This is a genomic window from Actimicrobium sp. CCC2.4 (genome assembly GCF_034347385.1).
Lineage (GTDB): Bacteria > Pseudomonadota > Gammaproteobacteria > Burkholderiales > Burkholderiaceae_D > Actimicrobium.
Map to the genome: position 1 here is coordinate 174514 of NZ_CP133777.1, position 13503 is coordinate 188016.

General features: G+C 63.3%; 9 protein-coding genes. 6 read left to right on the forward strand and 3 right to left on the reverse strand.

Features of this window, described 5'->3' with window-relative positions; all coding sequences use genetic code 11:
• The first annotated feature begins 142 nt into the window (after positions 1-142).
• A complete protein-coding gene (locus RHM62_RS00900; protein ID WP_322123716.1) occupies positions 143-772 on the forward strand; it encodes a biliverdin-producing heme oxygenase in 630 nt (209 codons plus the stop codon).
• Here RHM62_RS00900 and RHM62_RS00905 read toward each other — a convergent pair.
• The 3 genes from RHM62_RS00905 to RHM62_RS00915 are packed head-to-tail and all read right to left on the reverse strand — an operon-like array spanning position 738 to position 6023.
• Positions 738-3317: a response regulator gene (locus RHM62_RS00905; protein ID WP_322123717.1), complete on the reverse strand. Its 2580-nt coding sequence runs from the start codon at positions 3315-3317 to the stop codon at positions 738-740. The two genes, RHM62_RS00900 and RHM62_RS00905, sit on opposite strands and share 35 nt — an antisense overlap.
• The gene (locus tag RHM62_RS00910; RefSeq protein WP_322123718.1) at positions 3257-3667 is read right to left on the reverse strand and encodes a response regulator; all 411 of its coding nucleotides are present in this window, start codon (positions 3665-3667) and stop codon (positions 3257-3259) included. The genes RHM62_RS00905 and RHM62_RS00910 overlap by 61 nt, the downstream gene beginning before the upstream one ends.
• Complete coding sequence (locus RHM62_RS00915) at positions 3660-6023, reverse strand: ATP-binding protein (RefSeq protein WP_322123719.1); 2364 nt, start codon at positions 6021-6023, stop codon at positions 3660-3662. The genes RHM62_RS00910 and RHM62_RS00915 overlap by 8 nt, the downstream gene beginning before the upstream one ends.
• A 298-nt stretch (positions 6024-6321) precedes the next feature.
• Between RHM62_RS00915 and RHM62_RS00920 the strand changes: the two genes are divergently transcribed.
• The 5 genes from RHM62_RS00920 to RHM62_RS00940 all read left to right on the forward strand — a co-directional run bounded on the left by RHM62_RS00920 (position 6322) and on the right by RHM62_RS00940 (position 13491).
• A complete protein-coding gene (locus tag RHM62_RS00920; RefSeq protein WP_322123720.1) occupies positions 6322-7797 on the forward strand; it encodes an ATPase domain-containing protein in 1476 nt (491 codons plus the stop codon).
• A 3-nt stretch (positions 7798-7800) separates the two neighbouring features.
• A complete protein-coding gene (locus RHM62_RS00925) occupies positions 7801-10269 on the forward strand; it encodes an EAL domain-containing protein (RefSeq protein ID WP_322123721.1) in 2469 nt (822 codons plus the stop codon).
• A 35-nt stretch (positions 10270-10304) separates the two neighbouring features.
• Entirely contained in the window at positions 10305-10700 is a 396-nt protein-coding gene (locus RHM62_RS00930; protein ID WP_322123722.1) for a hypothetical protein, read from the forward strand.
• Positions 10701-10762: 62 nt separating this feature from the next.
• Positions 10763-12124: a TolC family protein gene (locus RHM62_RS00935; protein WP_322123723.1), complete on the forward strand. Its 1362-nt coding sequence runs from the start codon at positions 10763-10765 to the stop codon at positions 12122-12124.
• Positions 12121-13491, forward strand: coding sequence for a copper oxidase (locus tag RHM62_RS00940; RefSeq protein WP_322123724.1), 1371 nt, complete (start codon positions 12121-12123; stop codon positions 13489-13491). Before RHM62_RS00935 ends, RHM62_RS00940 begins: the two co-directional genes overlap by 4 nt.
• Positions 13492-13503 lie beyond the last annotated feature (12 nt).

Sequence of the window (13503 nt, forward strand, 5' to 3'; positions counted from 1 at the left end):
GGTTGGGTTGGGTCGGGTTGCTTCACGGTCATGCAGCCGTAGGGGGCAATAACCGCAGGGCATTGCACCCTACGACCAACCGACGACCGCAACTCGCAAATGACAAAGAATAAAACCGCTGAATGCCGGCCTGAAATTGGCTGTGCTGTACGATGCAGTCAAACACCTTCCCGACCAGATCACGATGCCTGCTCCGACACCATCCGCACTGCACCAGCAATTGCGCCTCGCCACCAAAGAACCGCACCATGCCCTCGATCACCATCCGCTGATGGCGCGACTACTGGCACCGCACGTCAGCCGCGACGACTACGGCGATGCGCTGGCCGCCATGCACGGGATTTATGCGAACGCCGAAACCGCCTTGCTGACCTATCTGGCACATCACCCCGATTTATTTGATTACGCACCACGGCGCAAGCTGCCGGCCCTCGAGGCCGATCTGGCAGCACTGGGCCGCCAACCGTTCGCAGCGACGGTGCAACTTCCGGCCATCGACCGCGCCGGCGCCTTGTTCGGCATGCTGTACACGCTGGAGGGCGCGACGCTTGGCGGGCAGTTCATCGCGACGCGGCTACGCCAGCAGGGAGCCGGCGACTTGCCGATGCAGTTTTATACCGTGTATGGCGAGCACGCCCGCTCGCACTGGCTAGCGTTCCTCGAGAGTGCCGAACAACGCTGCCCGCAGACCGAATACCCGAGCGCAGTGGCCACCGCCGTGGCGCTATTCGAAGACATCAGAAGCCATCTGGATACGTGCCGGCAGCCTTGACGGCGGCCAGGTCCAGCAAGGTCCGGATCAGCAACTGGGGCCGGATCGGCTTGTCGATGCAGGCCTGATAACCCGCTTGCAGCGCACGGGCATGATCCTGGGCGCGGGCATAGGCAGTGACGGCCACGGCCGGTAGTTGCGACGCACCCAATCCCATGCCGGTACGCACCAGCTCGATCAGCTGGTAACCGTCGGTGCCCGGCATGCCGATATCACTGAGCAGGATGTCGGGCACCTGCCGGCGAATCTGCAGCAAGGCTGCATCGGCACTCTGCGCGGTCGTGACCAGCGCACCATGCTCGGTCAGCAAGCGACGGCCGAGTTCGAGTACATCCGGATTGTCATCGACCAGCAAGACCGCCATGCCGCGCAGTGCGTTGCTGTCGTCGACGCTCATTGGCCCGCTCACCAGAACCTCCGGCACCACCTCCGGCACGGCGGCCGGTGCCGCACGTGGCATCGGTCCATCCGGTGCGCGCGGCAACAGCACCGTAAAACACGCACCCTGACCGGCACCGCCGCTGCTGGCGCTGACGGACCCGCCGTGCAACTCCAGCAAATTCTTGACGATCGATAAACCCAGTCCTAGCCCCCCATGCACCCGTGCCGCGCTGCCGTCGCTCTGGCTGAAACGATCGAACAGAAAAGGCAGGAAGCTCGCCTCGATGCCAGTGCCATTGTCGGTCACCGTCGCCACGACCAGACCATCGCGCTCACTGATGGCCAGCGTGACGACACCGCCGCCGGCCGTAAATTTAACGGCGTTGGCCAGCAGGTTCCACAGCACTTGCTGCAAGCGCGCGCCATCGCCCAGCACCCTGCCCGGTCCGTCCGGTGCCAGTACCAACTCAAGTGTGATGCCCTTGGCCAGCGCCGCCGGTGCCAGCGTATCGATCGCTGCGGCGGCGACGGCATCGAGATTGACCCGTTCGCTTTCCATGCGCAATTTGCCGGACAGAATACGGTTCATGTCCAGCAGATCACCGATCAGTGCGGCCTGATCGGTCGCATTGCGGGCGATCACGTCGATCCCCTTGCGGTACAGCTCCGGGCTGGGCGATGCGCGCTTGAGCAGGCTGGCCCAGCCCATGATGGCCGACAACGGCGTGCGCAATTCGTGGCTCAGTGTGGCCAGGAATTCATCCTTGATCAGCGCAACGCGTTCGCTCTCGATACGGGCGGCGCGCTCGGCTTCGAGCAATTCTTCCCGCCGGTCGTCGAGCTGGTGGCGCACCGTCACATCATGCGTGACGCCGAGGATGTGCGTAATCCGGCCATCGCCGCGCTGCTCGGCCACCAATTGACAATCGAAGTGGCGCAGTCCCGTCACGGCCGGAAAATCGAACGAGACCTGCTGCGCTTCGCCGGTCGTAAAGACATGCTGCATGGCCCGTTCCCAGCGCGCACATAAGGCTTCCGGCATGCCAAGTTCGCGATTGCTCTTGCCAATGAAGTAGGCCGGCGTGTGGCCGGTCACGCGGGTGATGGCGGCATTGATGAAGACGTGGCGCAACTGCCGGTCGAAACGGGTCAGGATATCGGGCGAGTTATCCGTCAGGCTGCGCAATTCATTGTCCTTGCTACGCAGCAGATCGAGCCGCTCCCAGGCCGCGCCGACCTGGCTGGCCACCGTGGCCATGAAGTCGCATTCGTCGTCGTCAAACTGGACGCGCGAACGCGACCCGAAGCTCAACGTGCCAATGACCCGGCCGTCGACTTGCAACGGATACGACGCATACGCCTGCACGCCGATTTTTTTCAGCACGGCCGTTGCTTCCTCGTCGTGCTCCTGCAGATGGTGGCGAAACACCGGCTTGCCATGCGCGACCACGCTGCCGCACAAACTGGTGACCGGATCCAGCAACAGGTACAGCAGCCGGGTGGGGGCGTCGATACCGGCGTCGGCAGTCAGGCGCAACATCGGCGGCGTACCGATGTCGAGCACATGGCTCAGAAAAATATCGGCCTGCACCAGCACGCGGACCCGTTCGAACAACGCTGCCATCGCGTTGCCGGGACCGTCGGTAGCAGCCTGTGCAATATCGGCGATGACTTGCTGGCGGGCCCGCTCGCGCCACAGTTCACGCTTCATCAGATGGCGCTCGATCGCATTTTCGACGCCGCGCGTCAGGCTCTCGGGCCCCAGCCAGGCCTTGCCGACATAATCCTCGGCACCGGCGCGCAGCAATTCCTGGTTCAGGGACTGGCGTGGCGAGCCGGTCAGAATCACCACCGGCACCAGCGTGATGCCATGGCTGTCGCGCGGCATCCGCGCCAGCAGTTCGAAGGCATCGGCGTCCGGCAAATCAAAATCGAGCAGCATGCAATCCGGCGCAGGCTGCTGCGCGCAATAATCCAGCGCCTCCTGCGCCAGCTCCGCTTCAATGAAGTCATAGCGGCGGCGCGATCCCTTGAGCAGTGCTGCCCTGGCATCAGCGCGATCATGCAGATTGTCATCGACGAGCAGGATGCGCCAGGGCCGCGTCACGGCGCAACAGTCGGGCCGGACCAGCGCTTGAAAATTGCCGTCAGCGTATCGAGACATTCTTCGAGCCGTACGGTCTTGATATGGAAGGCGTCAGCCCCGGCAGCAAGAAAAGCCAGGCGGTCACGCGGGTTCACGCTCGCCGTCAGCACCACCACCGGCAAACGCGCATGGACCGGATGCCGGCGCACCTGATGCAGGAATGTCAGGCCATCGACGCCGGGCAGATTGAAGTCCAGCAGCATGAAGGCAAACACGCCATCGGCAGCGGCGTCGAGCAGGCGCAATGCCACGTCCGCATCCGGCGCACTGGTAATGGCCATCGTCACGCCGGCGCGCGATGCGGCCGCGCATACGGTCTCGATATCATCGTCGGAATCGTCGACCACCAGAATGGCTTGCTCACCCATGAGCGTGCACTTGCGCGGGCGCGGCAAGGCCGGGCGCTTTCAGCGTGAAATAGAAGGTCGCACCGACGCCCGGTTCGGCATCGAACCAGATGCGCCCATGATGCTGTTCGACCAGCTTGCGCACGACGGCCAGGCCGGCGCCGGCACCACCGCCGTAAGCGTCGCGCGGGTGCAGCCGCTTGAAGATCTGGAACACGCGGTCGCAGTGCCGGCTCTCGATGCCGATGCCGTTGTCACGCACGAAAAAAACCAACGGTGTCGTGCCGTCGTGGTCCAGGTAGCCAATCTCCAGCCACGGTGCCGGCTTATCGTTGTACTTGAGCGCATTCGAGATCAGGTTGGCGAACACTTCACGCACCCGGATCCGGTCGCAGGCGAGTATCGGCATCGGCCGGGGAATGCGGACTTCGAGGCCGCTCACGGCCAGCCTTGAGCCGAGCATTTCCAGCGCCTCGGCCACCACCGCACCGAGGTCGACTTCCTCGTAATCCAGCCCGATCCGGCCGATGCGGGCATAGTTGAGCAGCGCATCGAGCAGGTTATCCATGCGCAGCGTCAGGCGCATCACCGTGCCGAGATGCTCGCTGCCGGCATCCCCCAGCAAACGGCCGGCATCGACCTCTTCCTTGAGCTGATAGGCATTCTTGTAAATCCCGCGCAACGGCTCTTTCAGATCATGCCCGGCCACATACGCAAAGGCATCGAGTTCGTCATTGCTGCGTACCAGGTCGCTATTGGTTTTATCGAGCTGCTCGGCACGGCCGATGACCATGTCGGCGATCCATTGCCGCAACTTTTGCGCCCCATCGATCTCGACCGGCTTCCAGGGCATCGCACGCCCGCGGACCTCTTCCTGCCAGAGATCAAAGCTGCGCCGTGGTGTCAGACGCGCACCGTGTGGTCCCGTCACCGTCGGCTTGTCGTAGGGATTGCCACTCCAGTTGAACACCTGCTTTTGTTCCGGCCGGAACCAGAACAGCAAATCGCCTTGCAGCGAGCGTGACACGGCGATGGCCAGCAAGCCGCTGGCCACGTCGGCGTACTGCGCCGCCGGGGCGAACAGACTGCCCAGCGCATCGGTGACGACCAGCTGAGCGCCATTGCCCTCGCGGGCCAGCTGTTGGCGCACCCAGCCTGCCAGCGACTGCAGCTGCAGCGTAGACGGCGTCTGCCCCGACGTGAGCCACTGGTCATGGTGGCGCAGCGCGATACCACCGGCGTCGATGCCATCGAGTAGGCCGGACCGGTCAGACGCGTCGAACGCTTCCATCAGTGCCGTCAGTTCGCCGCGGGTTGCCGCTCGCGTCATGACGCCGTGATGGACCGCGTCGATGCGGGCCTGGTACTGCGCATGTTCGCGCGTTTCGGCACCGGTGATTTCAAGCGAGGCTACCTGGCCGATGAATTCGGCGGCGGCGCGCTGGTGGTACGGCATCACCGTCGGTGTGTAGTGGTGGCAGACCACCAGCCCCCACAACACGTTGTCGCGCAGGATGGGCATGGTCAGCGTAGCGGCCACGCCCATATTGGTCAGGTATTCGGTGTACATCGCCGAAGCGCCGCGCAAGGCGCAATGGGTCATGTCCAGCGGTGCGCCGGACGCCGGATCAAGCAGGGGCACCAGTTCACACAACTCGCCCCGCGCATCCGGCAGCGGACGCACGCCGATCTGCTTGAAAATCTCGCGCGCCGGCTTCGGGATATCGCTGGCCGGATAGCGCAAGCCCAGCCAGGTGTGTAGGTCCGGCCGGTGGGAATCCGCCACAATTTCGCCGGAATCGTCAGCATGGAAGCGATACACCATCGCCCGGTCCAACCCGGTAGTGCTGCGCACTTCCTCGGCGATAGCCTGGCAAAACGAAGCCAGTGACGGGCTGGCACGCAGGCGTGCCATCGTGGACTTGACGCGCGAATAGTAGTCGCGCTCGGAGAGCGGCCCACGGCGATCACGCCCGGTTGGTTCGAGTTCAACGATCAGCACGCCGCCAGCCAGATGCACGCTGATATCAAGCGGCTCGGTATCGGCCGGCATGCCCGGCACGCGCTCTGTCATGGCATAGGTCGGATTGCCTTCCAGGCCGCCGATCCCGATGAGCCGGGCGATACGCTGCGCCACCGCCATGCCGAGCACGTCCGCCAGTGCAGCGCCAAGTACCTGCGCGACCGGGCGGGCAGTCCACTGCGCGCAGTTGTCACTGACCTGGGTCACGATCAATGCGACCGGGTCCATCGCCAGCAACATGCCGTGACTCTGGATGCATCCCGGCGTGCTCACCGGTTCGTCGTCGCACTGCGCCAGAGAAGCACCATGACGTTTGGCGCTGTACGGAAAGGGCAAGCTGGTGGTCGGGATCATACGGGCACTCCAATTGACGGTGTATGGCTTCACATGCTGCACCCGTAACGAAGTTACAAGTCACTCTGAGTCTGATGGAGCAGTGCAACTAAAGTCAGTAATTATTAGCCGTAGAGCAGCAGTCGTTGCGACCGGTACGAACCGGCCTGCTTGCCGGACGCTTCGCCGCGATAGGCTGGCGCGGTCCCGGTGAATTATATTTTCTAAAAAGCAATCAATTCTGGTGTTGGCAACTGGTAGTGACTACACTCGGCAGTCTGAAAGTAGGTTGCCCAATTCACCTCGAAAGCATCTCCCCATGAGCGAGCAACAACGCCCTCCACGGATGTCCACCGGTGTCCCGGGTTGCGACGAAATTCTCGACGGCGGACTGGTCGCCGGGCGCTGCTATCTGATCGGCGGATCGGCCGGTGCCGGCAAGACCATCTTTTCGCTGCAATGGCTGCGCGCCGGCTTGCAGCGCCATGAAAAATGCCTGTACATCACGTTGTGCGAACCCGGCCCCGAGATCATCCGCAATGTCTCCGGCTTCGGCTGGGATCTCGCGCAGATCGCCATCATGGACCTCTCGCCCAGCGGCATCGAACTGGCCGATGATCCGGGCGAATACCATATTTTTCCGCCCGGCGAAGTCGAAAGCGCGCCGCTCTGGAAATCCATTTACGACGCCGTGCGCAGCGCCCGGCCCGACCGGCTGGTGATCGATTCGGTGACCCAGTTGCGTTATCTGGCCACCGACGAATACCAGTTCCGCAAGAACATCCTGGCGCTGGTGAACTTCCTCAACGGCAGTGGCACCACCTCGCTGCTGGCTTTTGATCCGACCGAGATGGTGCGCGACACCTCGGTCGCGCTGGCCGTCGATGGCGTGATCCGCCTGAGCAAGGATATTTCGGCCGGACTGGGGATCGGCCTGCGCAGCCTGGAAGTCGAAAAACTGCGCGGTTCGGGCTTTATGTCAGGCCGCCATCCGATGCGCATCACCGGCAACGGCATGCATGTCTTTCCGCACCGCATCGAGCACACCGGCACGCTCAATCCGGGCGACCAGATGATGTCATCGGGCATTACCGAACTCGATCAATTACTGGGCGGCGGCCTCGAATCCGGCACCACGACGCTGCTGACCGGCCCGACCGGCACCGGCAAAAGCACGCTGGGCACGCAGTTCCTGGCGCATCACGCCCGGCGCAGCCGCGCGGTGCTGTTCACGTTCGAGGAACCGGCCAGCTTCATCATGGCGCGCAGTCGCGGCATCGGTGCGCCTATCGATGACGTGGTGGCCTCCGGCGCGCTGAAGATCGTGCGCATCAATCCGATCGAACTCTATCCCGATGAATTCCTGGCCGCGATCCGCGACGCCGTCGAAATCGATGGCTGCACGATGGTGATGATCGACAGCCTGCGCGGCTACCTGTTTGCGATGGAAGAATTCGGCAAGCCGCAGGCGCACATCCACAACATGGTCACCTACCTGTCGCGCAACGGCGTATCGACCTTGCTGATCAATGAAGTTGAACACATCACCAGCACCAGCCTGAAAGCCACCGACCTCGGCGTGAGCCATTTGGCCGATAACATCATTTTGCTGCGCTATGCCGAATACGCCGGCCAGGTCATCAAGATCGTCGGCTGCCTGAAAAAGCGCATCGGCAATTTCCAGCCCGAGCTGCGCCAGATGAAAGTCAGCGCCTCCGGCATCGAGATCAGCGAGAAGCTGCAGCACCTGCAGGGCATCCTGACCGGCGTGCCGGGTTTCAAGCAAACGGACTGAACGATGAACCGCTCACCGACTCTCGCGACGATAGGCCTGCTGATCGCCGATCCGACCGATCGCCGCCTGCTGACGCAGTTCCTGCAGCAAACCGGACATCAGGTGCAGATCCTGCAGCCGTCCGCGCTGAGCGCCGGCAACGTCGATGCGGCGTTGTGCATCACCGATGAGCAGGCCGCGCGCCGGCACGGGCGCGCCCTGCTCGACCTCAAACAGCAGCTACGACCGCTGTATTTTCCGGTCCTGCTGACGCTCACCGGCAACCAGCGCGCCACCGGCTGGCTGCGCACCGGCTTTGATGATGTGCTGCGCCTGCCGCTGAACAAGGATGATTTGCTGGCCCGGCTCGAAGCCTTCCTGCGCCTGCGCCGCCATTCCGAAGAATTGCAACGCGATAGCGACCTGCGCTACCGCAGCACCTTTGACCTGGCACCGGTGGGCATAGTCCACACCACGCCAGACGGCAACATCACGCTGGCCAACCCGCGTTTTGGCGCGATGCTGCTTCTGTCCGGAACGGCTTTACCGGACCGCAAAATCACTGACATGGTCGCCGGCGAAGACCGCAACCAGATGCAGGCCGCCATTACTGCCTTGCTGGCCGGTGGCCAGACCGAAACCGCCTCTTTCGACCTGCGCTTCGCGCGTCACGATGGCAGCTTGCTGTGGACCAGCGTGACGCTGTCGCTGGTGCGCGGCACCGGCATCGCGCCACGTCATTTGCTGGCACTGATCGAAGACATCAGCCTGCGCAAGGAAATGGAACAGGCGCTGCGTGAATCGGAGCGCTTCGTCAGGGCCACCATCGATGCACTGTCCGAACACATCTGCGTGGTCAATGAAACCGGCCGGCTGCTGGCGGTCAACAAGGCCTGGGCAAACTACGGCAACGACAGCGACGAGGTCACCGCGATTGACTGGCGTGGCTTCAATTACCTGACCATGTGCGATGCCGCAGCCGCGAGTGGTCTCGAGGACGGTCGCCTGCTGGCGCAAGGCATGCGCGCCGTACTGGCCGGTACGCAGGAAGACTTCCATTACGAATACCGTTGCGGCACGGCGGCCAGACCGAGCTGGTTCCTCGCCAGGCTGACGCGCTTTCCGCAGGGCGGACCGATGCGCGTCGTGGTCTCGCACGAAAACATCACCGACAGCAAGCTGGCGCAAAAGCACCTGACCTACCTGGCTCACTACGACAACCTGACCGGTTTGCCGAACCGGGTGCTGTTCTATGACCGCCTGAAGCAGGTACTGCTGCAGGCCGAACGCAGCAACTGGATGGTGGGCGTGATGTTCATCGACCTCGATCATTTCAAGGCGGTCAACGATACGCTGGGGCACGCGGCCGGTGACACGGTGCTGCAACAGGCCAGCCGGCGCATCCTCGACAGCCTGCGCGCCAATGACACCGTCGGGCGTCTGGGTGGCGATGAGTTCGGCGTATTCCTGCCGGACCTGGCGACGCCACAGGATGCCGCCATGCTGGCAGGAAAAATCACGCAAGCCCTGTCGCTTCCCTTCGTGATCGCCGGTACCGAACTGTTTGTCACGCCCAGCATCGGCATCACGCTCTATCCGCGCGATGGCAATACCGCCGACGTGCTGATCTCCAGCGCCGATACGGCGATGTACCGGGCCAAGGAACTCGGCCGCAACGGCCATCAGTTTTTTACGCCGCACATGACGGCGCGGATGAGCGTACAAAGCCGCCTCGAAAGCAGCTTGCGCAAGGCGCTCGAGCGCCAGGAACTGTCGCTGCATTATCAGCCTCAGGTCGACATCGCCAGTGGCCGTATTACCGGTGTCGAGGCCTTGCTGCGCTGGCACCATCCCGAGATGGGAATCATCTCGCCGGCGCAGTTCATCCCGATCGCCGAAGACACCGGGCTGATCGTGCCTATCGGTGCCTGGGTGATGCAGGCAGCATGCCGCCAGAACATGGCATGGCAACGGGCCGGCCTGGCCCCGATCGTGATGGCGGTCAACCTGTCGGCACGTCAGTTCAAGCACAACGACGTCGAAGCGATGGTGCGCGACGTCCTGCTGGACACCGGGCTCGATGGCAGGCATCTGGAACTCGAAGTGACCGAGGGCATCGTGATGGAAAACACCGAAGCACTGATCGTCACAATGGATGCGCTCAAGGCCATCGGCGTACGCCTGTCGCTGGACGACTTCGGTACCGGCTATTCCAACCTGGCCTACCTGAAACGTTTTCCGCTCGACACCATCAAGATCGACCGCTCGTTCGTCAGCGGCATCGGCCAGGGCGACGATGCGGTAATCGCTGCCACCGTCATCACGCTCGGACATCACCTGAACCTGACGGTCATTGCCGAAGGCGTCGAAACCCCGGACCAGCGCAACGTGCTGCAACAACTGGGCTGCGACATCATGCAGGGCTACCTGTTCAGCCGGCCGCTGACGGCCGAAGCGACCACGGCCTTGCTGTGGCAACACCAGCCCGGATGATCCGGAGGCGGTTTGCCTGTGCTACAGTGCGCCGCATGAGAGCGACTTTCCACACCTTGATGATCTGGCTGATGCTGCTGGCAATCCCCGTACAGGGTTTTGCTGCAGCCACCATGCTCTTGTGTGAACCGGTCGCAGCCATGACTCCCGCCGATGCAAGCGCCGGACCGCACGATCACGCGGCAATGCTGGCGGCACAATCTGCCGATGAGCCGGACCAGCCGGACCAGCCGGCCAGCTCCGGTCATCACACTGCCACCAAATGCGGCAACTGCGCCGCCTTCTGCATTGGCGTCGTGATGATCACCTCGACCCAACCCGCCTTGCCGGCACTTGACTTCCCGTCGCAAGCGGTGGCTACCTCGACCGCCCTGCTGACCTCGGTCATTCCCGCCCATCCCGAACGCCCCCCGCAAGTCCGCCTCGCCTGATTCCGGTTAATCCCTGCCCGCACTGCGGACAGGCCTTCTCCTTCTGATTCCCGAGGTTGATCATGAAATACCCCATTGCCTGCGCCATGGCGACTCTGTTGCTGGGCGGTTGCGCCAGCTTTTCGCCGGACGGCGGTTTTGACACCGTCACCAGCGCCACCCGCGACCGGCTCGGCAAGGACACCCGCATCGTCCGTACCGACGCCGATGTCGCTGCCCTGGCCGGCACCCTTGCACCACTGCTGGCAACCCCGCTGTCGGTCGATAGCGCGGTACAGATTGCGCTGCTCAATAACCGCGGCCTGCAAGCCACCTACCAGCGACTTGGCGTGGCCGAAGCCGACCTGGTCCAGGCCGGCCGGCTGCAGAATCCGCGCTTCGGTTTCAAGCGCTCCCATGAAGGCAGCGACGTGCTGGTCGACCGCAGCCTGACCATCAACCTGGTCAACCTGCTGACCGCGCCGCTGGCCACCCGCATCGAAAGCCGTCGCTTCGAGCAGACCCGCCTGCAGGTCGCCGATGCCGCCTTGACCGTCGCGGCCGACACCCGTCACGCCTATTACGGCGCGCTCGGCGCAGCGCAGCAACGCACCTACGCCCGGCAAGTCAGCGACGCTGCCGAAGCCGGTGCCGAGCTCGGTACCCGCATGGCCAAGGCCGGCAACTGGAGCACGCTCGACATGGCGCGCGAACAGAGCTTTCATGCCGACGCGATTACGCGACTGGCGATGGCCGACAAGGATGTCCTTGCCAGCCGCGAAAAACTGGTCCGGCTGCTCGGCCTCGATAGCGCCAGTGCGTTCACGCTGCCGGATCGTCTGCCGGACTTGCCGGTTGCTGCCATCGCGCTGAAGCAGGTTGATCAGATTGCGCTGCGCGAACGGCTCGATATCCAGGCCGCCAAATTGCAACTGCAAGCCACCGCAGCCTCGCTGAACCTGACCCGCAGCACGCGCTTCGTCAATGCACTGGAAATCGGCGGCGTGCGCAACTCGGCCAGCGGCAATCCCCCCGAAACCGGTTACGAGCTGAGCCTGGAAATCCCGCTGTTCGACTGGGGCACGGCGCGTGTCGCCAAAGCCGAAGCGACCTACATGCAAGGCGTCCACCAGCTGGCCGACACCGCTATCGCGGCGCGCAGCCAGGCCCGCGAAAGCTACGGCAATTACCGCGTCTCGTATGACCTCGCGCGCCATTACCGTGACCAGGTCATGCCATTACGCAAACGTATTTCCGACGAAACCATGCTGCGCTACAACGGCATGCTCATGAGCGTATTCGAGCTGCTGGCCGATGCGCGCGAGCAGTCCGGTGCCGCCCACGGTTACATCGGTGCCCTGAAAGATTTCTGGATCGCTGACAGCGATCTGCAAGCCGCACTTGGCGGACGCCTGCCGTCCGCTCCTGATGGAGAAAAAAAATGAATTCACGTCGCAACTTCCTCTCCGGCAGCGTCGCCACGATGCTGGGCGCCGCCCTTGTCACCAAGGCTGGTGCCGCCAGTTTGCCCGAAGCCCCGCTGCAATCCAGCGCCGCCACGATGCCACCATTGATGCCGCCGAACGGCCGGCCGTACAACCCGGTGGTCACGCTCAATGGCTGGACACTGCCCTGGCGTATGAAGGACAACGTCAAGGAATTCCATCTGGTAGCCGAACCGGTAGTGCGTGAAGTCGCGCCCGGTATGACCGCCAACCTGTGGGGTTACAACGGCCAGAGCCCGGGCCCGACCATCGAAGTCGTCGAAGGCGACCGGGTGCGGATTTTTGTCACCAACAAACTGCCCGAACACACCAGCATCCACTGGCATGGCCAGGAACTGCCCAATGGCATGGACGGCGTGACCGGCCTGACCCAGCCCGGCATCGCGCCCGGCAAGACCTTCGTCTATGAATTTATTGCGCGCCGCCCCGGCACTTTCATGTACCACCCGCATGCCGATGAAATGGTGCAGATGGCGATGGGCATGATGGGCAGCTGGGTCACGCATCCGAAAAATCCGGCGCAACACCGGGTCGACCGCGATTTCGTGTTCCTGCTCAACGCCTACGACATCGAGCCCGGCGCACGTGTGCCGAAGGTCAGCACGATGCTCGACTTCAATCTCTGGACCTTCAACAGCCGCGTCTTTCCGGGCATCGATCCACTGGTGGTGCGCCAGGGCGACCGGGTCCGCATCCGCGCCGGCAACCTGACCATGACCAACCATCCGATCCACGTGCACGGTCACTCGTTCGAAGTCACCGGTACCGACGGCGGCTGGGTGCCTGCCACCGCGCGCTGGCCGGAAGTGACCACCGATATTGCCGTCGGTCAGATGCGCGCCATCGAGTTCGTTGCCGACGCCCCGGGCGACTGGGCGCTGCACTGCCATAAATCGCATCACACGATGAATGCCATGGGCCACAACGTGCCGACCATGATAGGCGTCGACCACAGCGGCGTTGCGCAAAAGATCAATGCACTGGTGCCGGATTACATGGTGATGGGCGACAAGGGGGGCTCGATGGGCGGCATGCAGATGCCCTTACCTGAGAACACCTTGCCGATGATGAGCGGCGACGGGCCATTCGGCGATATCGAGATGGGCGGCATGTTCACCGTGCTCAAGGTCCGCACCGGGCAGGCCCGCAACGACTACAAGGACCCCGGCTGGTACAAGCATCCACCGGGAACACTGGCACGCGAATGGACCGGCCCGATGCCGGCCGCCGACGCCGCCAAGGCACCACCCGCCGATGTCAACACGCTCGATGTCAAGCGCGGCAGCATGCCGGGCATGCATCATTAACCAACTGGAGTA